Origin of the sequence: Yersinia thracica (assembly GCF_902170565.1) — a bacterium.
Taxonomy (GTDB): Bacteria; Pseudomonadota; Gammaproteobacteria; order Enterobacterales; family Enterobacteriaceae; genus Yersinia; species Yersinia thracica.
On record NZ_CABHXX010000100.1, the window covers coordinates 29,954 to 55,343 of the forward strand.

Here is a 25,390-nt window from a genome sequence, read left to right on the forward strand (position 1 = left end):
TTGTATACAAGAAGCCGGATACGCGTTTTAGCGGCAACTTTAAGGGGTTAGGGGAGAAACGGAATGCATAAACAGTTTGCCCGCATTATTGGCATATTTTTCTTATTAGGTTTGCTGGTTCCACTGAGTTGGGCTGATACTCCTGCATGGCAACCACTGGCAGAAGCTATTCACAAAAGTGAACACGACTTGCGCAAATATCAGGCAATAAAATTGCCTAATGGTATGACCGTGTTGTTGGTTTCTGATGAGCAAGCACCTAAATCCTTAGCTGCCTTGGCATTGCCTGTGGGATCTCTGGAAGATCCTAATAATCAGTTGGGATTAGCTCATTATTTAGAACATATGTTACTGATGGGCTCTAAACGTTTCCCTGAACCCGGCAGCTTCTCTGAATTCTTGAAAAAACATGGTGGTAGCCATAACGCGAGCACAGCTTCTTATCGAACCGCTTATTATCTTGAAATTGAAAATGATGCATTGGCCCCGGCGGTTGACCGTTTGGCTGATGCAATTGCTGAGCCGCTGTTAGACCCCATTAATGCCGACCGTGAACGTAATGCGGTAAATGCTGAATTGACGATGGCCCGTTCCCGCGATGGTATGCGTATGGCCCAAGTGAATGCGGAAACCTTAAATCCGGCTCACCCCAGTGCGCGTTTTTCCGGCGGCAATCTGGACACACTGAAAGATAAACCAGACGGCAAATTACATGATGAGCTGCTGAGCTTCTATCACCATTATTACTCAGCTAACCTGATGGTGGGCGTGCTGTATAGCAATCAGTCCTTAGATAAGTTGGCACAATTAGCCGCTGATACCTTTGGTCGAATCCCTAATCGGGGTGCAAAAGTACCCGCAATTACAGTACCTGCGGTCACTCCGGATCAAACCGGCATTATTATTCATTATGTTCCTGCTCAACCTCGCAAGCAGCTAAAAGTAGAATTCCGCATTGAAAATAACAGTGCAGAATTTCGCAGTAAAACAGATACCTATATTAGCTATTTAATAGGTAATCGTAGCAAAGATACCTTGTCTGACTGGTTGCAAAAACAAGGGCTGGCAGATGCCATCAATGCTGGTGCTGACCCGATGGTGGATAGAAATGGCGGTGTATTCTCCATTTCTGTATCACTCACAGATAAAGGCCTGGCTAACCGTGATGTCGTGGTGGCCGCTATTTTTGATTACATCAACATGCTGCACAAAGATGGTATTAAAAAGAGCTATTTCGATGAAATTGCTCATGTATTGAATTTGGATTTCCGCTACCCCTCAATCACTCGGGATATGGATTACATCGAGTGGCTGGTCGACATGATGTTGCGGGTGCCTGTCGCGCATGTACTGGATGCCCCTTATCTGGCTGATCACTATGATCCGAAAGCTATTGCTGCGCGACTGGCTGAAATGACACCGGAAAATGCTCGTATTTGGTTTGTCAGCCCAGAAGAACCCCACAATAAAGTAGCCTATTTTGTTGATGCCCCTTATCAGGTCAATAAAATCAGCCCGCAAGAGATGCAAGAATGGCAAAAGTTGGGGAAAGACATCACATTGAGTTTACCGGCACTGAACCCCTATATTCCGGATGATTTCTCCTTAATCAAAGCTGATAAAAATATCACTCAACCACAGCAAGTAGCAGAGCAACCGGGGCTACGTGTGTTCTATATGCCAAGCCAGTATTTTGCTGACGAGCCGAAAGCCGATATTTCTGTGGCTTTCCGTAATCCCCATGCTCTGGATACTGCCCGTCATCAGGTTCTTTTTGCTTTGACTGATTATTTGGCCGGCTTATCACTCGATGAGCTGAGTTATCAGGCCTCAATCGGTGGGATTAGCTTCTCTACTGCGCCGAATAATGGTTTGTATGTCAGTGCGAATGGCTTCACTCAGCGGATGCCGCAGTTGCTGACTTCTTTGGTGGAGGGCTACTCCAGTTTCACTCCGACAAAAGAGAGATTGGCACAGGCTAAGTCTTGGTATCGTGAACAACTGGAAGTTGCCGAGAAAGGCAAAGCTTATGAGCTGGCAATTCAGCCGGCCAAATTACTGTCTCATGTTCCTTATGCAGAACGTAGCGAGCGGCGTAAATTGCTAGACACCATCAGTGTGCAAGATGTCATAACCTACCGTGATGACTTGCTAAAACAGTCTGCGGTAGAAGTATTGGCAGTGGGTAATATGACTGCCCAGCAGGTAATTTCTCTGACTGACTCATTGAAAAAACAGCTCAACTTGACTGGGACAACCTGGTGGACTGGTGAGGATGTTATTGTTGATAAAGCTCAGCTTGCCAACATGGAACGGATTGGCAGCAGCTCAGATGCGGCTCTGGCGGCCGTCTATGTACCGACCGGCTATACAGAAATTGAGGGCATGGCGCGCAGTGCATTGCTGGGACAAATTGTTCAGCCGTGGTTCTATGATCAACTTCGCACAGCAGAGCAACTCGGCTACGCGGTATTTGCCTTCCCAATGTCAGTTGGGCGTCAATGGGGCTTAGGTTTCTTACTGCAAAGTAATAGCAAACAGCCTGATTATCTTTACCAGCGCTATCTGGTGTTCTATCCACAAGCTGAGAAGCGGTTGCGTGAAATGAAACCGGCTGATTTTGAACAATACAAACAGGCACTCATTAACCAATTACTGCAACGTCCACAAACGCTGGATGAAGAAGCCAGCCGTTATAGTAATGATTTCAATCGCAATAATTTTGCCTTTGATAGCCGTGAGAAAATGATTACTCAAGTGAAGCTGCTGACAAACCCTGCATTGGCGGATTTCTTCCAGCAAGCTGTTATCAAACCACAAGGTTTGGCGCTGCTTTCTCAGGTTAAAGGCCAAGGACAAACTGAGGGAGGGTATGCGGTGCTTAAAGGATGGACGACCTACCCAACAACTTCAGCCTTGCAAGCAACCTTGCCGCAGAAGGTATTGGCTCCATGACATCAATGACTCCTCAACGGCTGGAGCCGCTAACGCTGCCCTTGTATGGCGAGAGGCTAATTGAGGCCTCAGCCGGTACAGGTAAGACTTTTACCATCGGGGTTCTTTATCTCAGATTGCTGCTTGGATTAGGTAGAGAGGCGGCGTTTCGTCGCCCGCTCATGGTCGAAGAAATCTTGGTAGTGACCTTTACCGAGGCGGCAACTGAAGAATTGAGAGGGCGAATTCGTGACAATATTCATGAGTTGCGTATCGCCTGCGTACGGGGAGTCAGTGATGACCCGATGCATAAGGATTTACTTGCGGAAATTACCGATTTGAATAAAGCAGCCGCAGATCTCTTGGCGGCTGAGCGCCAGATGGATGAAGCCGCAATTTATACTATTCACGGTTTTTGTCAGCGTATGTTGGCTAACAATGCTTTTGAATCTGGCATCTTATTTGAACAAACTTTGGTGCAGGATGAACAGCCATTACGCCGGCAAGCTTGCGCCGATTTCTGGCGGCGTCATTGCTATCCGCTCCCTCTGGCTATCGCCAGGGCGGTTAGCCAAGAGTGGAGCGGACCAGAGGCCTTACTCAAGGATCTTTCTGCTTATTTACAGGGGGAAACGCCAACATTTCGGCAAGCCCCCGGCGATGATGAAACGATACTCAGCCGACATCAGCAGATAGTTGAACTAATTGATACAGTCAAAGCACAATGGCGCGCAGCAGCCCCGGAGTTAGAGGCGCTGATTAGCGGGTCTGGTGTCGATAAACGCAGTTATAGTGCCCGATATTTACCTAATTGGTTGGAAAAGGTCGGTATCTGGGCGGAGCAAGAAACCGGCGATTATCAGTTACCCAAAGAGTTAGAAAAATTTCGGCAGTCAGTATTATTTGAAAAAACCAAAAAAGGGGAAGCTCCCCAGCACGATATATTCAATGCTATAGACCGTATATTCGAGCAACCTCTGACACTCAGAGATCTGATTTTAGCCAGAGCTATCAGTGAAATACGAGCCTCTGTACAGCAAGAAAAACGGCAGCGAGCAGAATTAGGTTTTGATGATCTGCTCAGTAAATTGGATGCAGCATTGCAGCAACCGGGCGGGGAATTGTTAGCTCAATCTATTCGCATTCGTTATCCCGTCGCAATGATTGATGAGTTTCAAGATACCGATCCACAGCAATACCGTATTTTTCACACACTTTATGGTGGGCAAGAAGAGTGTGGCTTATTGCTGATTGGGGATCCTAAACAAGCTATTTATGCTTTCCGTGGTGCTGATATTTTCACTTATATTCGGGCTCGTTCGGAAGTCAGTGCCCACTACACACTAGAGACTAACTGGCGCTCATCTTTCCCGATGGTGCAATCAGTCAATCGTCTTTTTTGTTTGGTCGACATTCCTTTTTTGTTTAAACAAATTCCCTTTATAAATGTGGCTCCCGCGCAAAAAAACAAACAGTTGTCATTTGAAATAAAAGGGAAAAAGCAGCCAGCTATTTCTTTCTGGTTGCAGCCGGGTGAGGGCGTCGGGGTTAGTGAGTACCAACAATTAATGGCACGACAGTGTGCTGCCCAAATCCGTGACTGGCTCACCTCAGGCCAGCAGGGATTAGCCCAATTAGTGACGGCCACAGGCTCAAGGCCGGTTCAGGCATCAGATATCACGATATTAGTGCGTAGCCGGGCAGAGGCGGGATTAGTGCGCGATGCTTTGAGCGCATTGGCTATCCCATCTGTTTATTTATCTAATCGTGACAGCGTATTTGATACCGCAGAGGCCAAAGATCTACTGTGGCTATTGCAGGCCGTTCTGGCTCCTGAACAGGAACGGGCATTACGCAGTGCCATGGCGACCAGCATGCTGGGGCTAGATGCGCAAATGCTGGATGGATTGAATCACGATGAGCGGGCTTGGGATGCTTTAGTTGATGAGTTCGATGGCTACCGCCAACATTGGCAGCGGCGTGGCGTGCTCCCGATGCTGCGGGAGATTATGGCTCATCGCCATTTAGCTGAAAACTTGTTAGCAACTCAGGGCGGTGAACGGCGGCTGACAGATTTGCTGCATCTGGGAGAGTTATTACAAGAAGCCGCATCGCAGCTTGATAGTGAGCACGCACTAATCCGTTGGTTGGCACAACAAATAGCCCAGCCGAATCATCAGTCTGATAACCAACAATTACGTTTGGAAAGTGATCGTCATTTGGTGCGGGTGATAACTATCCATAAATCGAAAGGGCTGGAATACCCGCTGGTATGGTTACCTTTTGTGGGTAATTTCCGCCAACAGCAGGACGTTTTTTACCATGATCGTCACAGTTTTGAGGCCTTACTTGACCTGAACGCCGATGAAGAGAGTCAGGCTTTGGCGGAAGAAGAGCGGCTGGCAGAAGATTTACGGTTACTATATGTCGCACTCACCCGCGCGGTTTATCATTGCAGTATAGGTATTGCTCCGCTGATTAAAGGGGGGCGAAAAAAACAGGGTGAAAGTGATATGCATCTCAGCGCACTAGGCTATTTGGTGCAACAAGGCCATGCGGGAGATGCGCAGTATCTTGCTGACAAGCTCGCAGAGTTAGCGACCCTGGCCAGTGGGGATATTTCTGTTTCGCAAGCAGGGCAACTAGACGAAACGCCTTGGCATCCACTGCCGGAAGAGTTACCAGCCCTTGCTGCCCGCCAGTTTAACCGCCAAATACACGATTTTTGGCGAGTCACCAGCTATTCCGGTCTACAGCAGCATGGTTCGAGTAAAAGTGGGGTATCACCAGCGTTGAATGTGCCATTACAGGAATTATTACCACGGCTGGATACTGATGCCGTTGGTGAGCAAGCATCAATCAGTGAGAGCCAGTTAACCCCTCATACTTTCCCTCGCGGCGCAGCCCCTGGGACTTTCCTGCATGATTTACTCGAACCCTTGGATTTTAGCCAGCCTATTGAGCCAGACGGGTTGACGGAGCAACTTCAGCAACAAGGTTTTGGCGAGCAGTGGTCACCCATGTTGTATCAATGGTTAAATGACATTGTACAAACTCCTCTGAATGAAACCGGCGTGACATTGGCGGAATTGACCCCACAGAGTAAGCAGGCCGAGTTGCAATTTTATTTGCCGATAGATGCGCTGCTGCAAGCCCGAGAGTTAGATATCTTAATCAAGCAGTATGACCCACTTTCCCGTCAATGCCCTGCGTTGGATTTTCAGCAAGTCCGCGGGATGCTCAAAGGATTTATTGACTTGGTTTTCTGTTGGCAGGGGAAATATTACTTGTTGGATTATAAGTCTAACTGGCTGGGGGAAGACAGCAGCGCTTATACCAATGAGGCGATGGCCCAAGCAATGACAGAGCATCGCTATGACTTGCAATATCAGCTTTATACCTTGGCATTACATCGCTATTTACGCCATCGGCTGGGTAATTATGACTATCAGCGCGACTTTGGTGGTGTCATTTATCTCTTCCTGCGTGGCATTGATAGCCAACATCCGGGGAATGGTATTTTTAGTTGCCGTCCTGAATGGGCGCTGATTGAAAGAATGGACTGTTTATTCAGTGGTCGTGAGGTAGAACCGTACATTAGTGATAACAGTGGAATTGCTATGACCAGTGAGGGCACATCAATATGATGACGTTACTGGAGCAGTCGGTTCGTGACCACTTACTACGTCCGCTGGATGTTCAGTTCTCACGAATGATAGCCGGTGATAATGACCCTATGATGCAATTGGCAGCGGCTGTTCTCAGTGCTGAAGCGGGTGCTGGGCATGTATGTCTGCCACTCAGTTATTTGCAGCCAGAAAAGCTATTTGGCGGGCGACAGCCAGCATTAGCGCAAGCGCTGTGGCAGGCAATGGGTGCGCCGGATCAATTACATTGGATACAAACACTCAATAACTCCCCAGCAGTGAGTGATGGCACTCAGCCCACACCGCTAGTTTTGCAAAATGACCGTTTGTATCTACAACGGATGTGGCAATACGAAGGGGATGTGGTGCGTTTTATGGCCAGCGACAATACGGCGTCATTTATCAACGATGCCAGAGACGTCAACGAAACATTATTAAGAGAGACGCTCGACCGCCTATTTGGGCCTGCGGGCACTGAGGTCGATTGGCAAAAATTGGCTGCCGCTGTTGCAGCTACCCGCCGTATTTCCGTGATTTCCGGTGGGCCGGGGACGGGAAAAACGACTACAGTTGCCAAGTTATTGACCGCGCTGATACAACTTAGCCAAGGGCAACGCTTGCGTATTCAACTTGCCGCACCCACAGGTAAAGCTGCTGCGCGCTTGACGGAATCACTGGGTAAAGCTATTCGCCAACTCTCACTGACTGACGATGAACGCAAGTTATTCCCCGACCAGGCATCCACATTGCACCGTTTGTTGGGGGCGCAACCTAACAGTCAGCGTCTACGTTATCACCGTGGTAACCCCCTAAACCTTGATGTGCTGGTGGTCGATGAAGCATCAATGGTGGATTTACCTATGATGGCGCGGCTAATTGCAGCATTACCAGCCAAAGCTCAGGTGATTTTTCTCGGTGACCGTGACCAATTGGCTTCGGTAGAAGCAGGGGCAGTGCTGGGCGATATATGCCGCTTTGCTGAGTTGGGTTACAGTGAATCACGGGCAGAGCAACTAACTCGCTTAACCGGATGCACATTGGCGGGAAATATCCCGATTGGTGATGTGCAGACAGATACAGTTAATGTCCGTGATAGTTTGTGTTTGCTGCGGAAAAGCTATCGCTTCGATGAAAAATCTGGGATTGGGCAGCTTGCTTTAGCAGTTAATGCCGGAAGGTATCGAGATGCATTATCCGTTTTAAATGGCGCATATTCCGATATTGAAAATTTCTCTCTGGCAGATTCAGATGATTATCAGGTATTGCTGGAAGACTGTGTTGCGGGCTATCAGCACTATCTCGAACTGGCCGCCGCAGGTGCTGATGCGGTTGAGGTGCTGGCCGCATTTGGGCGCTATCAACTACTGTGTGCATTACGGTCTGGGCCATTTGGTGTCAGTGGGTTAAATGAGCGCATTGAGCAGCTATTGCACCGCAAGCGGTTAATTGAGCGAACGCCAGGGCCATCGGGGCGTTGGTATGTTGGCAGGCCGGTGATGATAGGGCTGAATGACAGCGCACTGGGTTTATTCAACGGTGATATTGGCATTGCTTTGTATGACAGTGAGGGGGAGCTACGGGTGCATTTCCAATTACCAGACGGCAATATAAAATCCGTGCAACCGAGCCGTCTTCCCAGCCATGAAACCGCTTATGCCATGACGGTACATAAATCTCAAGGTTCGGAATTTGAACATACGGCATTGGTTTTACCCAATACGTTCATGCCAGTGTTAACTCGCGAATTGGTTTATACCGCCATTACCCGCGCCCGCCAGCGTTTGACATTGTATTGCAGTGATACGGTATTGAGCCAAGCGATCCGCACACCCACACTTCGTGTTAGCGGCTTGGTAGAACGGCTGAATCAATTGACCTGAAAATATTGAAGGGGCGAATGCCCCTTCAGATTATAAATCTGCCAGCAGAATCTTTGAGCGGCGTTGATAGTTATACAATTCTTGCTTCTGAATCGGTAACACATCAACTTCGGCGGGAGTAAAACCGCGCTCTTGGAACCAGTGAATACTGCGGGTAGTTAACACAAACAGCTTTTTAAGGCCCATTTGCCGCGCCTGATTGGCGACCCGTTTTAACAGCATTTCCCCTCGGGATGAACTGCGATAATCCGGATGTACTGCGACACAGGCCATTTCACCGATTTGTTCTTCGGGGAAGGGATAAAGCGCGGCGCAGGCGATGGTCAAATTATCCCGCTCGATAATGGTGAACTTGTCTATCTCCATTTCAAGCTGCTCGCGTGAACGGCGCACCAAAATGCCTTGTTGCTCCAGCGGGCGAATCAGCTCCAATATGCCGCCAATATCATTAATGGTGGCGCGACGAACTTGTTCCGCACTCTCCATCACAATCTGAGTACCGATACCATCACGGGAGAACAGTTCTTGTACCAGCGCCCCATCTTCCTGATAACTCAGTAAATGGCTGCGGCGCACTCCACTGCGGCAAGCTTTCACTGCTCCACGCAGAAAACGCACCGTCCCCGAGTTGTAATCACCCTCTTGCTCCAGATCTTCAATCCGTTTTTGTGCATCATTCGGGAACAGCTCTGAAATAATATTGCCTTCGTTATCTGTCACCCCTTGAGATGAGCAGAAACCAATCATTTTTTCAGCTTTCAGTTTGATAGCTAGCTGAGTCGCCACTTCTTCCGAGGTCAGATTAAAGCTCTCGCCGGTTACTGACACTGCAACTGGACCTAGCAACACAATAGCGCCATTGTCTAATTGGCGATGAATCGCTTCTTCATCGATGCGGCGGATACGGCCGCTGTGGCAATAATCTATACCATCATCGACACCCAAGGGCTGAGCAATAATAAAGTTGCCGCTGACCACATTGATATGCGCGCCCTGGAGCGGGGTATTATTCAAACTCATTGATAATCTTGCGGTGATATCCAATTGCAATAAACCCGCCGCCTGCTTGACCATTTCTAACGTCCGGGCATCAGTGACTCGGGTATGCTTGTGATAAATAGGTTCGTAGTGATGCTGTGCCAGATTGTTGTCGATTTGTGGACGAGCGCCATATACCACAACCAGCCTGATCCCAAGGCTATGCAATAAGCCTATATCGTTAACGATACTAGAAAAGTTTTCATGCTCAATCGCCTCGCCACCGAGCATGACAACAAATGTCTTGCCGCGGTGCGCATTGATATAGGGAACTGAGTGACGAAATCCCTGGACCAGTTCTGTACTACGTTCCTTCACGGCAGATCCTCTTTGAATTTTTATTCGGTATTTTTGTATTTTTATTCTTTTTTGACCAAGATGGCAAGCAAGAAATTGCTATTAAATGCATATGTATGGCGTATCTGTATTAATAAGTTGAATCACATAAAAATGTTTTTCTAATGACAGCATGGGATCGATTCGTTAAAGTTTTTCCTCGTGAGTTTTTTTGTTCTATTTTTATTCATATTTTGGTCGTTACTTTGGAGTTACATGGCAGATTCAAATCATAATTCTGGGCGTCGCCGTCTACTACACGGTGCTGCTGCAGCCTGGCTACTGAGTGTCAGCCGGGTTGGATTTGCTGCTTCTTCACATATTATTGCCGTCAGGATTTGGCCCTCTTCAACCTATACTCGGGTAACGCTGGAATCCAATACACCGCTTAAGTATCGTCAATTTGCGTTGACGAATCCGGACCGGATTGTGGTTGATATTGAAGGCGTACATCTCAATAGCGTACTAAAAGAGATTACCAAGCAAGTTCAGTCTGGTGACCCTTACCTCAAGCAGGCGCGGGTAGGGCAGTTTGATAAAAATACTGTTCGGCTGGTTTTGGAGTTGAAGCAAAGTATTAGCCCACAACTTTTTACTCTTAAACCTTTTGCTGAGTTTAGGAATCGCTTGGTGGTGGATCTTTATCCGCAAGAAGGGAAAACCTCGGCTGAAGATGATCCGTTGCTGGCACTATTAGAAGATTACAATAAAGGCAATGTGGAGCGCACTTTACCTGTGGAAGCACCCAAAGCCGGTAAAGCTGGGCGAGATAGGCCGATTGTTATCATGTTGGATCCAGGGCACGGCGGGGAAGATCCTGGGGCTATTGGCCGTAATAAAACTCGAGAGAAAGATATTGTGCTGCAAATTGCCCGTCGATTGCAGGCTTTAATCAAGAAAGAATCGAATATGCGGGTATTTATGACTCGCAATGAAGATGTCTTTATTCCTTTGAAAGTGCGGGTAGCTAAAGCCCGTAAGCTTCGTGCGGATTTATTCATTTCGATCCATGCCGATGCCTTTACCAGCCAGGCCGCTAGAGGCTCCTCTGTCTTTGCGCTATCAACCAAAGGAGCAACCAGTACCGCTGCGCGTTTCTTGGCACAAACACAGAATGAGTCAGACCAGATTGGCGGGGTCAGCAAGAGTGGTGATCGCTATCTCGACCATACCATGATTGATTTACTGCAAACGGCGACTATCAATGACAGCCTGAAATTTGGTAAAGAAGTGCTGAATCGTATGGGGAAAATTAATAAACTCCACAAAAACCGTGTTGATCAAGCGGGCTTTGCCGTCTTGAAAGCGCCTGATATTCCATCAATTTTGGTGGAAACGGCATTTATCAGTAATTTGGAAGAAGAGAGAAAGTTGCGAACCAGCCATTTTCAGCAGCAAGTGGCTGAATCCATCTTTGCCGGTATCAAAGCTTATTTTGCTAATGGTGGGGCGATGGCCCGACTTTAATGAATGGATGTTGCTATTAATTGAAATATACCCTAAATAATTCGAGTTGCAGGAAGGCGGCAACTGAGATAATCCCGATGAGTTGACGTCAGTCAATGATTCGGGTTAACGAAAGCAGCCAACGCACATGCGGCTTGAAGTATGACGGGTATAAGCCAGAAACAAAAAAACACCCTGGAGGGTGTCTGATGGCGATATGAAATGATTAAGAATTGGTTGCGGGGGCCGGATTTGAACCGACGACCTTCGGGTTATGAGCCCGACGAGCTACCAGGCTGCTCCACCCCGCGTCCGATTGAGCGCACTATACTCTGGATGAGATCTGTTGCAAGTAGTTTTGCCACTTAATTAGGGTAAATAGGGTTTTTCGATTAATTTATCAACTATCTGTTTCCTTTTTCCCCACAATGGCGTCAGGGGATTTTTTTCTGCATGCTGATTCCTTTATCTATAGGCGTTTGTTATCGTTCGCCAGTAGATAAAATAAGTAAGAGAAGAGAAGGCGTGAAATGACAAGTCGTTGGGGCAAATACCTACTGAGTGGAATAATGATTGCTGTTTTGGCTGGTTGCCAATCTCGGCCAACCGATCGTGGGCAGCAATATAAAGATGGGCGTCTGGAGCATCCACTAGAGTTGGTGAATGAACCACACGCAACAGGTAAGCCAGTCAACGCCAAAGATTTTTCTGATCAGGTGAAAGTGATTAACCAATCTTCACCAGGTCTGTATAACCGCAACAGCAGCACCTTTAATGCAGTTGAAAACTGGATGTTAGCCGGGGCCGATACCAGTAAGCTAAGTCTGTTTGGTCTGAATGCCTATCAGATGGAAGGGGTGGATAATTTCGGTAATGTACAATTTACCGGTTACTACACGCCGGTACTGCAAGCCCGCTATACACCGCAAGGCGAATTCCGCCATCCACTTTATCGTATGCCTGCTAAAGGAAAGCGCCGTCTACCCGATCGTGCGGCTATATATTCAGGCGCATTGGATAAAAATAATTTAATTATCGCGTACACCAATTCGCTGGTGGATAATTTTATGATGGAAGTGCAGGGGAGCGGCTATGTTGACTACGGTGATGGGCGGCCACTGACTTTCTTCGGCTATGCGGGTAAAAATGGGCATGCTTACCGCAGTATCGGCAAAGTGCTGATTGACCGCGGTGAAGTCGCTAAAGCGGATATGTCGATGCAAGCCATCCGCCATTGGGCTGACACTCACAGCGAAGCTGAAGTCAGAGAGTTATTAGAGCAGAATCCGTCCTTTGTCTTCTTTAAACCGGAAATGTATGCGCCGGTGAAAGGAGCCAGTGCGGTTCCATTGATTGCTAAAGCTTCGGTCGCCTCTGACCGTTCACTGATTCCACCGGGCACTACACTGTTGGCGGAAGTTCCCTTATTGGATAATCAGGGAAAATTCACCGGCCAATATCAGATGCGCTTGATGGTGGCGCTGGATGTGGGTGGCGCAATTAAAGGCCAGCATTTTGATATCTATCAAGGGATTGGGCATGAAGCGGGTCAGGCCGCTGGTTTCTACAACCATTATGGACGTGTTTGGGTGTTAAAAAATGCGCAAAGTAATGGGCCGCTATTTACCGCTTATCAAGGGGGGAAAACAACCCCTCCATCCGGCAATGGTTCTTCTCTATTAGTGAAGAATCAGTAATCTAGTGGTGGCAGCGGTAAAACTCAAGATTTCTCAGGCGGCCAATTGGCCGCTTTTGTATTCGTATTATTTTTCCAGGTTATAAAGGTAATAAGTTATGAAGGTAACAAGTCTATGAGCACCACCTATTCAGAAGCTTACCAACAGCGCTTTGGTGGTATTGCTCGCCTTTATGGGCAGCAGGCACTCACACTTTTTTCGCAGGCGCATATTTGTGTCATCGGTATTGGTGGCGTGGGTTCATGGGCGGCTGAAGCACTGGCGCGTACTGGGATTGGTGCGATTACATTAATTGATATGGATGATGTTTGCGTCACGAATACCAATCGCCAGATTCATGCTTTACGGAGCAATGTCGGACAGGCTAAAACAGAAGTTATGGCTGAACGTATTCTGGCTATCAATCCTGAATGCAAAGTGACGTGTATTGATGATTTTATTACTGCGGATAATGTTGCGGAGCTTTTAGATAAAAATTTTAGCTATGTTATTGATGCCATTGATAGTGTGCGCCCCAAAGCAGCACTGCTGTCTTATTGTCGTCGGTATAAAATCCCAGTGGTGGTGACGGGCGGTGCTGGTGGACAGATCGATCCAACTCGCATTGAGGTAGTGGATTTGGCGAAAACGATTCAAGATCCTTTAGCCGCGAAGTTACGTGAAAGACTGAAAAATGATTTTAACGTGGTGAAAAATAGCAAAGGTAAATTGGGTATTGACTGTGTTTTCTCCAGTGAACCCTTAGTTTACCCGCAGAGTGATGGTTCGGTGTGTGCATCGCGCAGCACTGCTGAAGGGCCGAAAAAAATGGATTGCACTTCAGGTTTTGGCTCGGCCACCATGGTCACCGCGACTTTTGGTTTTGTTGCGGTGTCCCATGCATTGAAGAAAATGATGGCGAAAGCTGCCCGTCAGGGGCAATAGCTATCATTGTGTATATTTAGCCGCGATCGCCAGCACACCCTGCGCCAGTGCTTGTAAACCGCTGGCGCGGGAGGTACTTAATTGCTGCCGTAACCCCAATTGGTCAAACAGTGCCAGGGGATCTTCTGCCAATATTTGCTGTGGCGTTTTACCTTCCACGGCGGTCAGAATAACAGCCAGCAACCCACGAACAATGCGCCCCTCGCTGTCACCGTAGAAATGTAAGCGCCCATCCGGTAAGCATTCATGCCCCAGCCACACCCGGTTTTCACATCCCGTCAATTCCAACTCATTTTGCTTTAATGATTCTGGCAATGGCGGGAGCTGCTTAGCCAGCAAAATTAACTGGCGGTAGCGATCTTCCCACTGTTGATGAGCACTGAATGTCTCAAGCAGAGTAGCGGCAGTAATATCGTGACCAAAAGGGTGTGGAGCAATCATTATTTTTTTCTCTATTATTAGCGAAATTATCATCTACCAGTTGTTAATCTTGTAATAATTCCAGCGCATTGGCGATCGCTAAACACAGTGTTTCAACATCTTTTTCGGTATTGTAAGGCGCAAAAGAAGCACGCAAACTACCACTGACTCCTAGCGCCGCCATTAATGGTTGTGCGCAATGTTGGCCGGCGCGTAGCGCGATCCCTTGTTCTGCCAATAGCGTGACTAAATCGCTGTGGTGGACACCATCAAAAGTGAATGCAAGCAAGCTTGATTGCTGACAACGGAAGCTACGAAAACCCGGTAATTGAGCCAGCTTATTCTCCGCTAAAGTTGCCAATTTTTGGCTATAGATTTCGGCCTCGTCCAAATCAATCTGTTCCAGCCAACTCAGTACCGCCGAGAAACCAATCACACCCGCAATATTAGGTGTACCGGCTTCAAAGCGGTAAGGCACTTCATGGGGTATAAAACCGCCGAATGAGGCGTGGGTAAGCATTTTACCGCCGCCTTGCCAGGCGGGCATTTCTTTCAGCAGTTCAGATTTGCCATACAGCACGCCAATGCCAGTTGGCCCATATAACTTGTGAGCAGAAAAAGCATAAAAATCAATATCAAGTGCTTGAACATCTGCCGGACTATGAACAATTCCTTGTGCGCCATCGACCATCACGATGCAGTCATGTTGATGGGCGAGTTCAATGGCTTCTGCTAATTGCGGGCTACCACCTGTCACATTAGACATCTGACCTAGCGCCAATATGCGGGTTTTATTGCTGAATAACTGCGGTAATAGTTGTAAGTCGGGCAGGTGGTCGAGGCCGATGGGTAACTTAATGATTCTGGCACCCGTTTGTTCGGCAACCATAAGCCAGGGTATTAAGTTGGCATGATGTTCTGCTTCGCTGACAATAATCTCATCCCCAATCTGTAGGCGAGGGCGAGCATAACTTTGCGCTACCAGATTAATGGCTTCGGTTGTGCCGCGTGTCCAAACAATATTTTCTGCGTCCGGCGCATTAATAAAGTCAGCTACCTGCTGGCGGGTTTCTTCAAAACGAGCGGTCAATGACAATGCAGATTGATGTTGGCTGCGATGCACTGTCGCGGAATCCTGCTGATAAAACAACTGGGTAGCTTCAATCATGGCGCGCGGTTTCAGGGCCGTTGCTGCACTGTCCAGATAGATTATTTCATCGTTAATTGCCGGGAATTCCTGGCGAAAATCTGTTGGATTAAAAGACTTCATTCTGTTGTTCGTATCCTTTAGGTCACTTCGGAACTGTCTCATTTTAGCCACAATTAGCCGACTAATGGCCCTGATGGCTGGCAATATGACTCAAGAGGGTTATGCTAAATAGTAACGGACATAACCATTTGTCTGGTAATGGAAACGGTTTTTTTAGCATTTTAATCTGCAAGGAGTCACCCATGAAAAAGACAGCTGCCGTAATTTCTGCACTTATGCTCACTTTTACCTTAGCAGCCTGTTCAAGCAACTATGTTATGCACACTAATGATGGTCGCACTATCGTTGCTGATGGTAAACCTAAAGTAGATGATGACACTGGGATGATAAGCTACACCGATGCCAATGGCACCGAACAGCAAATTAATCGCTCAGAAGTCAAAGAAATGGCTGAGGGCAAATAGCTAAGCCGCTAAGTTATTTTCGACAAAAACCTGATATGTCCTGGGATCCTCTGCAACAACTTAAATTTAAGCTTAACTCTGTGCAATACAAAGTGGCGCTTACATTTAGGTTATTAACTTACATTTAGGTTATTAAAAAGAAGTCAGTGCTGGGAATAGGGCAAAAAAAAGCACCGCAAAAATTGCGGTGCTGCATAAAATCACTATGGACAGACAGGGTAAATGTACAGGAAGTGAAAAAAAACAGTAGCTTAGCTACTATGTCTGGCACACCAGACCATTTGCAAACACAACATCACAACCACAAAGCCAAAAGCAATTCAATACCTGGATACTAAATCTACTTTTCGTTCCGGCTTGGGAAGTGCCGTCACTATAGGTATTTGCTGGCGCATCATCAACGGACAATTTATAATGTCTCGGATTATAAAAACTAATAAGTAAACAAAGGGTTTCACCTGAAGGTGAGCCGTTATAAAAAAGTATCCAATTCATGTCAAAACGATTACCACCACTGAATGCCTTGCGGGTCTTTGATGCGGCCGCGCGTCACCTGAGTTTTACTAAAGCTGCTGATGAATTATTTGTCACACAAGCGGCGGTTAGTCACCAGATAAAGTCACTGGAGGATTTCCTCGGGCTAAAACTGTTTCGTCGGCGTAACCGCTCTTTGCTGTTGACAGAGGAAGGACAGGGTTATTACCTCGACATCAAAGAGATTTTCACCTCCATCAATGAAGCCACTCGCAAATTACAGGCACGTAGCGCCAAAGGTGCTCTGACTGTCAGTCTTCCCCCTAGTTTTGCTATTCAATGGTTGGTTCCCCGCCTTTCTGGATTCAATGCCGCTTATCCGGGCATTGATGTCAGGATCCAAGCGGTGGATCGGGAAGAGGACAAACTGGCTGATGATGTAGATGTGGCGATATTTTATGGTCGGGGAAATTGGACCGGTTTGCGCACTGAACGTCTGTATGCCGAATTCTTGCTTCCTGTTTGTGCGCCTGGCCTGTTAATGGGCGATAATGGATTAAAAGTACCAGCAGATCTGGCTAATCATACCTTGTTGCATGATACTTCCCGCCGAGATTGGATGGCGTATACCCGTCAATTGGGTGTACCGCAGATTAATGTGCAGCAAGGCCCAATATTTAGTCACAGTGTGATGGTGGTTCAGGCCGCTGTTCATGGCCAAGGTATTGCGCTAGTGAATAATGTTATGGCGCAATCTGAGATTGAAGCCGGGCGGTTGGTGTGCCCGTTTAGTGAAGTGCTGGTAAGTAAAAATGCTTTTTATCTGGTTTGTCATGACAGTCAGGCAGAACTGGGTAAAATAGCCGCCTTTCGTCAGTGGATACTGGCAAGAGCAGCTAGCGAACAGGAAAAGCTCCGTTTTCGCTACGACAACTAATTTTAATTATTACCAGACAATATTAATTTAAGGTTAATGACGATGAATGGTCGTTTAATGCTGATATTTGCCGCGCTGAGCGGTTTTTTCTATGTTGCTTTCGGTGCCTTTGGGGCTCATGTATTGAGTGCCTCTTTGGGGGCGAATGAAATGGCTTGGATTCATACCGGGCTGGAGTATCAGGGGTTCCATACATTGGCTATCCTGGCACTCGCGGTTGCAATGCAACGGCAGATTAGTATTTGGTTTTACTGGAGTGGAGCCTTGTTAGCGCTCGGAACGCTACTCTTTAGTGGCAGTTTATACTGCCTGGCTCTATCACACCTGAAACTGTGGGTATATATCACGCCAGTGGGCGGAGTATGTTTTCTGGCGGGATGGATTTTGATGTTGATTGGCGCGCTGCGTCTAAGAAAAAGGGCAGAACGCCATGAATAATAAAATTGCTTTATATTGCCGCTCAGGCTTTGAGAAAGAGTGTGCGGCGGAAATTACCGCTAAAGCAGCACAGCTTGAAATCTTTGGTTTCGCGCGAGTAAAAGACAATAGCGGTTATGTGCTATTTGAATGCTATCAGTTGGAAGATGCAGATCGTCTGATTCGTGAAGTACCCTTCCGCGAATTGATTTTCGCCCGTCAGATGATGGTCGTGGGCGAGTTATTGAAAGATTTACCGCCGGAAGATCGGGTATCGCCTATTGTTGGTATGTTGGTCGGTGTTGTTGAAAAAGCCGGTGAACTGCGGGTTGAAGTTGCTGACACTAATGAAAGCAAAGAGTTACTTAAGTTTTGCCGTAAGTTGACTGTGCCGCTGCGTAGCGCAATGCGCGAACAAAAAATTCTGTCTGCCCGTGAGAATGCACACCGGCCAGTGGTGCATGTGTTCTTTATTGCATCGGGCTGTTGTTATGTCGGTTATTCTTACAGTAACAATAACTCTCCGTTCTATATGGGGATTCCGCGCCTTAAGTTCCCATCAGACGCACCAAGCCGCTCAACGTTAAAACTGGAAGAAGCTTTCCACGTATTTATTCCGCAAGATGAATGGGAAGAGCGATTGGCCAGTGGTATGCATGCTGTTGATTTAGGTGCTTGCCCCGGAGGTTGGACTTATCAGCTAGTGCAGCGCAGCATGATGGTCCAGGCCATTGATAATGGCTTGATGGCACAAAGTTTGATGGATACCGGGCAGGTTACGCATCATCGTGTTGATGGTTTTAAATATGAACCAACGCGCAGCAATATTTACTGGTTAGTGTGCGATATGGTGGAGAAACCGGCTAAAGTCACCCAACTTATTATCAAATGGTTGGTTAATGGTTGGTGCCGAGAGGCGATTTTCAACCTAAAGTTGCCGATGAAAAAACGTTTTGAAGTTGTTTCGGAGAATCTGGAAATGATTGATGAGCAATTAAAAGAAAATGGCATCAATGCCCATATTCAGGCCAAACAACTCTATCATGACCGTGAAGAAGTGACGGTACATGTGCGCCGTATCTGGTCTGGCGCGCCGGGCCGCCGTGATGAGCGTTTTTAGGTTTTAGTGATAGATCTGTATGTATTACGCACAAGGGGCCAATTGGCCCCTTTGTTTTTATGCTGATATCATCGATTCAAACGTAATTGCTGCAAATTGCCGCTTAATGGCAAATCAGTTTTTAGTGTCGCAATTTGCTTACAAATAAAAGCTATCTCTTGGTGCTGTTGTAACTTTTTGTGCCATTTCTCCGGCACTGAATCTAGCTCTTGATAGAGTTCTTCCAGATTGCTGATTTGTTGCAATAACAGCGCGGCAGTTTTTGCTCCAATACCGGCGACACCCGGAATTTTACTGCTGCTGATCCCGGCAAGCCCCCAGTAATCAGGCAATTGGTGCGGTAATACACCAAATTCTTGCTTTACAAACGGCATATCCAGCCAGCGTTTTTGAAAGTAATCGCGAATCTGTACATTCGGTGCTAACAGCTGGCAATAGCCTTTGTCGGTCGAAACAATAGTCACTTGATGCCCAGCCCCCCCGATTTTTGTTGCCAATGTCGCAGCAAGATCATCAGCTTCATTGCCCGGAGAGCTCCAGCAATCAACACCCAATGAATGGAATGCTTCACGGATCAGCGGCATTTCTTGTTGCAGATTATCTGGCATCGGTGAACGGCCCGCTTTGTAATCGGGCAAGAGTTGATGACGCCAGCTATCCGAGCGGTCATCTTCATCAAAAACGGCGACAGCGTGTGTTGGTTGGCTATGTGAGATCAGCTGTTGCAGTGCATGCTGACAAGCATTCACACAAGGTGAACCTTGCACCGCGTGAATGCGGCGAATCAGGTTAAGGGCATCGACGATAAGAAGGTGAATTTGCATGGACTGTCTTAAAACCTATCCCGTGAGGGCTATTTTATTGGTTATTCTTTACTATAAAGAGCGAACCTGTAGGGATTCAAATAACTTTCAGGTAGCGCTAGCCGGAGAACCCTGCTCGCACTACCGGTGAAAGCTATTTATTTTTTAACTATAGATTTCATAGCAAGGTGTGTAGGCACTGCCCGGTAGCTTCATCCGTTGCTGGATAATAAAGCCTTGCAGCAATTGATCCATTTGCTTCATCAGTAGCGGGTCACCGTGCAATTTGAATGGCCCATGAGCTTCAATTGCATGAATCCCGACTTCTTTGACGTTACCCGCCACAATACCGGAGAAAGCACGGCGTAATGCTGCCGCTAACTTCTCTGGGGCTTGATTATGGGATAAATCCAGATTCGCCATATTTTCATGGTTTGGCTCGAAAGGATGCTGCAAATCTGGCTCGATACGAATAGACCAGTTAAAACTATAAGCATCACCAGTATTACGGCGATTCTCTTTCACCAATGGCATGTTTATCTTCATCTGACGCGCGACTTCATCTGGTTTATCAATAATTATTTGGTAGCATTTACGTGCTTCATCACCCAGCGTGTTTATGATGAACTGATCTACTACTTTGAAGTAATCTGCACTCTCTTTAGGCCCCGTCAGGATCAGGGGTAAAACCTGATCCTTATTATGCGGGTTCATCAGAATACCTAACAAATAAAGCAATTCTTCTGCGGTCCCCACGCCGCCTGGGAAAATAATAATGCCATGGGCGATACGGACGAAAGCCTCTAGCCGTTTTTCAATGTCTGGCATGATAATCAGCTCATTGACTAAAGGGTTTGGCGGCTCTGCAGCAATGATTGACGGCTCAGTCATCCCGATAAAGCGGCCTTGTCTGTAACGTTGTTGGGCATGACCAACAGCGGCACCTTTCATCGGTGCTTCCATCGCCCCTGGCCCACAGCCGGTGCAGATATTCAATTCACGCAAACCCAATTGACTGCCAACTTTACGGGCATACAAGTATTCGGTTTCATTGATTGAATGGCCACCCCAGCACACAATCATATTGGGATCTTCATCAAGATGTAGGGCACGGGCATTACGCAAAATTGAAAAGACCAGGTTGGTCAAATGGCTGGAGCTTTCTATATTGAGATGTTGGAAACGCCCAGCATTTACGATTTGACCATTCACAAACAGGATGTCACGCAACACCGCAAACAGGTTTGCTTGCAAAGAGCGGATAATTTTACCATCAACAAAAGCATGATCTGGTGGGTTAACCAGTTCGAGCTTTACACCGCGTTCGCGGCGAAGCACATTGATATCAAAGCTTTCATAGCGAGATAAAAGCTCTTTGCTGTTATCGGTCAGGCTGCCTGAATTGAGAACAGCTAATGAGCAATTGCGAAATAAACGGTACAGATCACTGCTGGCTGTACGCTTGAGCATATCCACTTCGAGCTGTGATAACAGATCCATTGAACCGAGTGGGCTGACATGTGTAATCAAAGTTACTCCTTTACACCCTTGAGGGTGGTAGTGCCTGTGTATCAGAGTGTTGCTTTCTGTTTTCCGTGGAATATCAGAGGCCACTAAGTATCCATTACTGATTCTTATACTAAAAATAGCATGAGGAACCTATAAATAACCTTAACGTTGTCGCTCATTTTTTGCCAATACTAACGCGCAACCGGTGATAAAGTTGCGCATCTGTACGCATTTATTGCCGAGCCAGGCGGCCAGTAGATGGCACAAAATCAGTATTGGAACGCCATGGATTAATATCCAGGCCGCCGCGACGGGTATAGCGCGCATAAACTGATAATGTTTCCGGCTGACAGAAACGCATAATGTCATTGAAAATACGCTCAACACACTGTTCGTGAAACTCATTATGATGGCGGAAAGAGACCAGATAGCGCAGTAGGGCTTCCCGGTTAATTTGTGGGCCGCTGTAGCTGATTTGGACTGAGCCCCAATCAGGTTGGTGGGTTATCAAACAGTTGGATTTAAGCAAGTGGCTGACCAGGCTCTCTTCCACGTGATTTTTACCCGCCGCACCTTGCAGATAATCGGCACTGAACTCATAGCTATCAATGCGAATATCTTGCTCGTCCAGACATTCCCCCGTGAAATTGGCAATCGGTTGATGTGTTATTTCATCTAGCCGGTATAGCCTGACACTCACATCTCCTTGAGCACAGGCGGATAAATCCTGTTGCAAAGTTGTTCGTACACTTTCCCAGTCAGTAAACGTGGTTTGGTTAAAACTGTTGAGGTAAAGTTTGAAGCTCTTTGATTCAATGAGATTAACGCTATCAGCATTTAGGCTAATTTCACCCACAGCAACTTGTGGCAAGCCCTTATTGTTTAGCCAGGACAGCTCATACAACGTCCAGATATCCGCGCCATGAAAGGGTAGGTTATCAGGATATAAGCCGAGGGGTTCGCGGTTCATACTGCGTGGTACGGCCTGCAATAAGGTTACGTCATAGTGATCGCGATATGCAGTCGGTTTGCCTAGCGTCAGTTCTGCCAGAGCCTTGTGGTCTTGATATGAAGACATGCTGTTCCCATGATGAGAGAAAGGTACAATAGCTGTAGTTTATCAATTAATGCCGCGTTTAACTGCATTTCTGAGTGAGAGCTATACCCACCAGGGTGCAGAGCAAGCCGCCGCGATACAGAGAATAATAATGGACCAGAACGTTTCAACGGCACTCAAGGGCTTTACTCAGCGCTATATTGATTTATGGCAGCAGCAAACTGGGCGGCCACCTGCCAGTGAGGAACTTTATGGGGTTCCTTCTCCGTGTAATATAGAAACTGAGGATAATCAGGTGTTTTGGTTACCGCAGCCTTTTGTCGCGGGTGCTAATCTCGCTAATATTGAACGGGCGCTGGAGATTCAGCTTCATCCCGATATTCATGAGTTTTATACCCAGCAATATGCCGGAGATATGAAAGCAGATTTAGGCGATCACCGCTTTACCTTGCTGCAAGTTTGGAGTGAAGATGATTTTATCCGTTTACAGGAGAATCTCATTGGCCATTTGGTGACACAGAAAAGGCTAAAACTCTCACCGACACTGTTTTTGGCGACAACAGAATCGGAAATGACCATGGCTTCATTGTGTAATGTCACTGGCAATGTGGTGTTAGAGGAATTTGGTAGCGGAAAACGTACATTATTGGCATCGACTCTCACTCATTTTCTGGATGCATTACGGCCAGTATTTCCTGAATAAATAAGTGGTTATTGTTTATTCCAACACTGCCCGTGTAACACAGTCCGTGTGAGAGATCTCGCACACGGGCTGTGAGACATCGCTTCTATTCATTTTATGTGAAATTATTGTGTCAGATTTATCTTCAATAAAATCATTTCGTTATAAACATTCATTTTTTTATATATAAAAGCATCTCCTCATTATTCTGACGGTACCTTGTCTCTCTTTGTTGATTAAGCGATCCTTTACTCGCCGGATAGGATCTGGTCGAGAAGGACGGTATCGGGATGATGCCACTTCAGGATGAAGAACACAGGGATTGCTTAGGATGAGTGAAGGGATGTTTCAGGACGAAACAAAGGACACCTCCAGGATGGAGATTGAGAGCCAGTTCAGGATGATTGGTGGGTTAGGATAACTTTAGGATTGACGCCGGGATGGTGTAGTACAACGCGACGGATTGCTGGTTAGGATAACCGCACGGAAAAGTTTTCAAGGATTGAGCAGGGAGCATCACTTTTAGCTGGATTGCTATAAAACGAATAGAGGGGTACTGGTAAAACAGTACCCCTTTTTTTATCTGTATTTTATTCAACCTATGTCTATCGTTTAGGGGGTATTTGGGCATCTTCTTCTTCAATGGTATGCTTGGCCGCCGTTGAACCAGCCCGGTGAATGGTTATTTTTTGGTTGAGAGCATAATCATGAATACAGAAAATCAGGTGCGCCAGAGCCTACAAAATATCGAGCTTGCCATGCGGGAAATTGACCTTTGGCAATCGGTTCCACCATCAGTCGAGGCTTTTGAAAGTAATGAGCCTTTCAGCATTGATACCATGGATGCTGAGCAGTGGCTGCAATGGGTACTTATTCCTCGGATGTATGCATTGTTGGAATCTAAAGGGCCACTCCCCACTCGTTTTGCCATTACACCCTACTTTGAAGAGGCACTGAGTGGTGAGTCTCGCCCGGATTGCACCTTACTGCTGGTTGAATTACAGCGCCTCGATGACCTGCTGAATAAAGAAAGTCACTAATGTTGGAAATACTTTATCAAGATGAACATATAGTTGCGGTCAATAAACCGGCTGGCTGGCTTGTCCACCGCAGTTGGTTAGATAGCAACGAAACTGTATTTGTAATGCAAACGGTACGCGACCAGATAGGTCAGCATGTTTATACCGTCCATCGTCTGGATCGCCCGACGTCAGGTGTGTTGCTAATGGCGCTGTCCAGCGATGTAGCCCGTGCCCTTTCATTACAATTTGAGCAGCATCAAATTCAGAAAACATATCACGCAGTTGTACGTGGATATGTACTAGAAGATGGCAGGATTGATTACGAGATGACCGAAGAGTTAGACAAAATTGCGGATAAATTTGCCCGGCCAGATAAAGCTCCGCAGCCTTCAGTTACCCATTATCATGCACTGGCTCAAGTGGAAGTACCCATTGCCATTGGACGCTATGACACTGCGCGCTTTAGCTTAATGGAATTAAAGCCAGAAACAGGGCGTAAACACCAGCTACGGCGGCATATGGCGCACATTCGCCACCCTATCATCGGTGACAGCACCCATGGTGATTTACGCCAAAATCGTGGAGTTGCGGAGCATTTTGATTGCTCACGACTCATGCTTCATGCCAGCCATTTGCATCTGAATCACCCAGTTACCGGAGAGCCACTCAGCTTGACTGCACGTTGGGATGATTCCTGGCAACAGCTGATGTCACATTTTGGTTGGCTGGGTATTCTCCCTCATCTTGAAAGGGTTGAGTTTGCGGCAACGGCGAGTCAGGATAGTGAGTAATTTTTCTCGTTAAAAGGAAATGTTTTTATGGCTCAGGTCGGGATTTTTGTCGGCACGGTCTACGGTAACGCGCTATTAATTGCGGAAGAAGCTGAAAGTATACTGAAAGAACAGGGGCATAATGTCAAAGTGTTCGATGAGGGCACTTTAGAAGCCTGGCAGTATTATCGTCAACATTATGCTCTGGTGGTGACCTCGACAACCGGGCAGGGGGATTTCCCTGACAGTATTGCTCCGCTGTTTGTTGCTGTGCGCGATCAAGTTGGCTTCCAACCAGAGTTGCGCTATGGCGTGATTGCGTTGGGTGACAGCAGCTATGATAGCTTCTGTGGTGCCGGGCGTGCATTTGATGAGTTGCTGCAAGAGCAGGGTGCGACGAGAATTGGCGAAAGGCTGGAAATTGATGCCACCGAGCACCCAGAGCCAGAGGTGGTTTCAGCCCCTTGGGTGGAGCAGTGGGGCCGTCTACTTCATATTTAGGGTATATATTTTTTATCCATGAAATGAGAGTGTTCAGAATTCTGTGTCACGTTAAAATCATTATAGCGTTATCACTTTATCAAGACGCCCCTCAAAATAAAT

Annotated in this window: 20 protein-coding genes and 1 tRNA gene; 14 read left to right on the forward strand and 7 right to left on the reverse strand. The window is 47.0% G+C overall.

The features are described from left to right. Nucleotides 1–63: 63 nt before the first annotated feature. The 3 genes from ptrA to recD are packed head-to-tail and all read left to right on the forward strand — an operon-like array spanning nucleotide 64 to nucleotide 8,461. On the forward strand, nucleotides 64–2,955 hold the full coding sequence (gene ptrA / locus FTA91_RS15015; RefSeq protein ID WP_050113892.1) for a pitrilysin: 2,892 nt from the start codon (nucleotides 64–66) through the stop codon (nucleotides 2,953–2,955). Next, nucleotides 2,952–6,581, forward strand: coding sequence for an exodeoxyribonuclease V subunit beta (gene recB, locus FTA91_RS15020; protein WP_145583559.1), 3,630 nt, complete (start codon nucleotides 2,952–2,954; stop codon nucleotides 6,579–6,581). Before ptrA ends, recB begins: the two co-directional genes overlap by 4 nt. Further along, nucleotides 6,581–8,461: an exodeoxyribonuclease V subunit alpha gene (gene recD, locus FTA91_RS15025; RefSeq protein ID WP_408065631.1), complete on the forward strand. Its 1,881-nt coding sequence runs from the start codon at nucleotides 6,581–6,583 to the stop codon at nucleotides 8,459–8,461. Before recB ends, recD begins: the two co-directional genes overlap by 1 nt. Nucleotides 8,462–8,491: 30 nt before the next feature. Here recD and argA read toward each other — a convergent pair whose 3' ends face one another. After that, entirely contained in the window at nucleotides 8,492–9,817 is a 1,326-nt protein-coding gene (argA, locus tag FTA91_RS15030) for an amino-acid N-acetyltransferase (RefSeq protein WP_145533868.1), read from the reverse strand. A gap of 234 nt (nucleotides 9,818–10,051) precedes the next feature. On the opposite strand from argA, the gene amiC reads away from it, so the two are divergent. After that, nucleotides 10,052–11,302 carry an N-acetylmuramoyl-L-alanine amidase AmiC gene (gene amiC / locus FTA91_RS15035; protein WP_050113899.1) on the forward strand — a complete coding sequence of 417 codons (1,251 nt, stop codon included), beginning with the start codon at nucleotides 10,052–10,054 and terminating at the stop codon, nucleotides 11,300–11,302. Nucleotides 11,303–11,515: 213 nt separating this feature from the next. Here the strand turns inward: amiC and FTA91_RS15040 are convergent. Then, nucleotides 11,516–11,592, reverse strand: a tRNA-Met gene (locus tag FTA91_RS15040). A gap of 219 nt (nucleotides 11,593–11,811) precedes the next feature. Here FTA91_RS15040 and mltA point away from each other — a divergent pair. Together mltA and tcdA are read left to right on the forward strand one after the other, a co-directional pair. Continuing rightward, nucleotides 11,812–12,978: a murein transglycosylase A gene (gene mltA / locus FTA91_RS15045; protein ID WP_050113900.1), complete on the forward strand. Its 1,167-nt coding sequence runs from the start codon at nucleotides 11,812–11,814 to the stop codon at nucleotides 12,976–12,978. Between the two features lie 114 nt (nucleotides 12,979–13,092). Then, complete coding sequence (gene tcdA, locus FTA91_RS15050) at nucleotides 13,093–13,902, forward strand: tRNA cyclic N6-threonylcarbamoyladenosine(37) synthase TcdA (RefSeq protein ID WP_145533873.1); 810 nt, start codon at nucleotides 13,093–13,095, stop codon at nucleotides 13,900–13,902. A 3-nt stretch (nucleotides 13,903–13,905) separates the two neighbouring features. Here tcdA and csdE read toward each other — a convergent pair whose 3' ends face one another. Both csdE and csdA read right to left on the reverse strand, forming a co-directional pair. Then, on the reverse strand, nucleotides 13,906–14,343 hold the full coding sequence (csdE, locus tag FTA91_RS15055; RefSeq protein ID WP_186366559.1) for a cysteine desulfurase sulfur acceptor subunit CsdE: 438 nt from the start codon (nucleotides 14,341–14,343) through the stop codon (nucleotides 13,906–13,908). Nucleotides 14,344–14,386: 43 nt separating this feature from the next. Then, complete coding sequence (gene csdA / locus FTA91_RS15060; protein WP_050113903.1) at nucleotides 14,387–15,592, reverse strand: cysteine desulfurase CsdA; 1,206 nt, start codon at nucleotides 15,590–15,592, stop codon at nucleotides 14,387–14,389. Between the two features lie 182 nt (nucleotides 15,593–15,774). Here csdA and FTA91_RS15065 point away from each other — a divergent pair, with 182 nt between their 5' ends. From FTA91_RS15065 to rlmM, 4 genes are all read left to right on the forward strand, one after another. Continuing rightward, nucleotides 15,775–15,996, forward strand: a complete 222-nt coding sequence (locus FTA91_RS15065) for a YgdI/YgdR family lipoprotein (protein WP_032820367.1) — start codon at nucleotides 15,775–15,777, stop codon at nucleotides 15,994–15,996. Nucleotides 15,997–16,489: 493 nt separating this feature from the next. Next, entirely contained in the window at nucleotides 16,490–17,407 is a 918-nt protein-coding gene (locus tag FTA91_RS15070; protein ID WP_050113904.1) for a transcriptional regulator GcvA, read from the forward strand. Nucleotides 17,408–17,449: 42 nt separating this feature from the next. Continuing rightward, a complete protein-coding gene (locus FTA91_RS15075; RefSeq protein ID WP_072076318.1) occupies nucleotides 17,450–17,845 on the forward strand; it encodes a DUF423 domain-containing protein in 396 nt (131 codons plus the stop codon). Then, entirely contained in the window at nucleotides 17,838–18,944 is a 1,107-nt protein-coding gene (rlmM, locus tag FTA91_RS15080; protein WP_050113906.1) for a 23S rRNA (cytidine(2498)-2'-O)-methyltransferase RlmM, read from the forward strand. Before FTA91_RS15075 ends, rlmM begins: the two co-directional genes overlap by 8 nt. A 68-nt stretch (nucleotides 18,945–19,012) precedes the next feature. Here the strand turns inward: rlmM and xni are convergent, their stop codons facing one another. The 3 genes from xni to queF all read right to left on the reverse strand — a co-directional run bounded on the left by xni (nucleotide 19,013) and on the right by queF (nucleotide 22,334). After that, on the reverse strand, nucleotides 19,013–19,768 hold the full coding sequence (gene xni, locus FTA91_RS15085) for a flap endonuclease Xni (RefSeq protein WP_050113910.1): 756 nt from the start codon (nucleotides 19,766–19,768) through the stop codon (nucleotides 19,013–19,015). Between the two features lie 144 nt (nucleotides 19,769–19,912). Then, nucleotides 19,913–21,277 carry a nucleotide 5'-monophosphate nucleosidase PpnN gene (gene ppnN, locus FTA91_RS15090; RefSeq protein ID WP_145533879.1) on the reverse strand — a complete coding sequence of 455 codons (1,365 nt, stop codon included), beginning with the start codon at nucleotides 21,275–21,277 and terminating at the stop codon, nucleotides 19,913–19,915. Between the two features lie 211 nt (nucleotides 21,278–21,488). After that, nucleotides 21,489–22,334, reverse strand: coding sequence for an NADPH-dependent 7-cyano-7-deazaguanine reductase QueF (queF, locus tag FTA91_RS15095; RefSeq protein ID WP_145533884.1), 846 nt, complete (start codon nucleotides 22,332–22,334; stop codon nucleotides 21,489–21,491). Nucleotides 22,335–22,464: 130 nt separating this feature from the next. On the opposite strand from queF, the gene syd reads away from it, so the two are divergent. From syd to FTA91_RS15115, 4 genes are all read left to right on the forward strand, one after another. Next, a complete protein-coding gene (syd, locus tag FTA91_RS15100) occupies nucleotides 22,465–23,016 on the forward strand; it encodes a SecY-interacting protein (protein ID WP_050113915.1) in 552 nt (183 codons plus the stop codon). A 686-nt stretch (nucleotides 23,017–23,702) separates the two neighbouring features. Then, nucleotides 23,703–24,035, forward strand: a complete 333-nt coding sequence (locus FTA91_RS15105; RefSeq protein ID WP_050113917.1) for a YqcC family protein — start codon at nucleotides 23,703–23,705, stop codon at nucleotides 24,033–24,035. Then, nucleotides 24,035–24,808 carry a tRNA pseudouridine(65) synthase TruC gene (gene truC, locus FTA91_RS15110; protein WP_050113918.1) on the forward strand — a complete coding sequence of 258 codons (774 nt, stop codon included), beginning with the start codon at nucleotides 24,035–24,037 and terminating at the stop codon, nucleotides 24,806–24,808. The genes FTA91_RS15105 and truC overlap by 1 nt, the downstream gene beginning before the upstream one ends. 27 nt (nucleotides 24,809–24,835) lie before the next feature. Beyond that, entirely contained in the window at nucleotides 24,836–25,288 is a 453-nt protein-coding gene (locus tag FTA91_RS15115) for a flavodoxin (RefSeq protein ID WP_050113920.1), read from the forward strand. The last annotated feature ends 102 nt before the right edge of the window (nucleotides 25,289–25,390 follow it).

Bases quoted from the DNA above. Each gene is read 5' to 3' on its own strand.
- xni (WP_050113910.1), bottom strand. From the start codon at position 19,768: ATGCAAATTCACCTTCTTATCGTCGATGCCCTTAACCTGATTCGCCGC.
- syd (WP_050113915.1), top strand. From the start codon at position 22,465: ATGGACCAGAACGTTTCAACGGCACTCAAGGGCTTTACTCAGCGCTAT.
- tcdA (WP_145533873.1), top strand. From the start codon at position 13,093: ATGAGCACCACCTATTCAGAAGCTTACCAACAGCGCTTTGGTGGTATT.
- csdE (WP_186366559.1), bottom strand. From the start codon at position 14,343: ATGATTGCTCCACACCCTTTTGGTCACGATATTACTGCCGCTACTCTG.
- FTA91_RS15115 (WP_050113920.1), top strand. From the start codon at position 24,836: ATGGCTCAGGTCGGGATTTTTGTCGGCACGGTCTACGGTAACGCGCTA.
- FTA91_RS15070 (WP_050113904.1), top strand. From the start codon at position 16,490: ATGTCAAAACGATTACCACCACTGAATGCCTTGCGGGTCTTTGATGCG.
- recB (WP_145583559.1), top strand. From the start codon at position 2,952: ATGACATCAATGACTCCTCAACGGCTGGAGCCGCTAACGCTGCCCTTG.
- recD (WP_408065631.1), top strand. From the start codon at position 6,581: ATGACGTTACTGGAGCAGTCGGTTCGTGACCACTTACTACGTCCGCTG.
- ptrA (WP_050113892.1), top strand. From the start codon at position 64: ATGCATAAACAGTTTGCCCGCATTATTGGCATATTTTTCTTATTAGGT.
- truC (WP_050113918.1), top strand. From the start codon at position 24,035: ATGTTGGAAATACTTTATCAAGATGAACATATAGTTGCGGTCAATAAA.
- queF (WP_145533884.1), bottom strand. From the start codon at position 22,334: ATGTCTTCATATCAAGACCACAAGGCTCTGGCAGAACTGACGCTAGGC.
- FTA91_RS15105 (WP_050113917.1), top strand. From the start codon at position 23,703: ATGAATACAGAAAATCAGGTGCGCCAGAGCCTACAAAATATCGAGCTT.
- amiC (WP_050113899.1), top strand. From the start codon at position 10,052: ATGGCAGATTCAAATCATAATTCTGGGCGTCGCCGTCTACTACACGGT.
- mltA (WP_050113900.1), top strand. From the start codon at position 11,812: ATGACAAGTCGTTGGGGCAAATACCTACTGAGTGGAATAATGATTGCT.
- csdA (WP_050113903.1), bottom strand. From the start codon at position 15,592: ATGAAGTCTTTTAATCCAACAGATTTTCGCCAGGAATTCCCGGCAATT.
- FTA91_RS15075 (WP_072076318.1), top strand. From the start codon at position 17,450: ATGAATGGTCGTTTAATGCTGATATTTGCCGCGCTGAGCGGTTTTTTC.
- rlmM (WP_050113906.1), top strand. From the start codon at position 17,838: ATGAATAATAAAATTGCTTTATATTGCCGCTCAGGCTTTGAGAAAGAG.
- FTA91_RS15065 (WP_032820367.1), top strand. From the start codon at position 15,775: ATGAAAAAGACAGCTGCCGTAATTTCTGCACTTATGCTCACTTTTACC.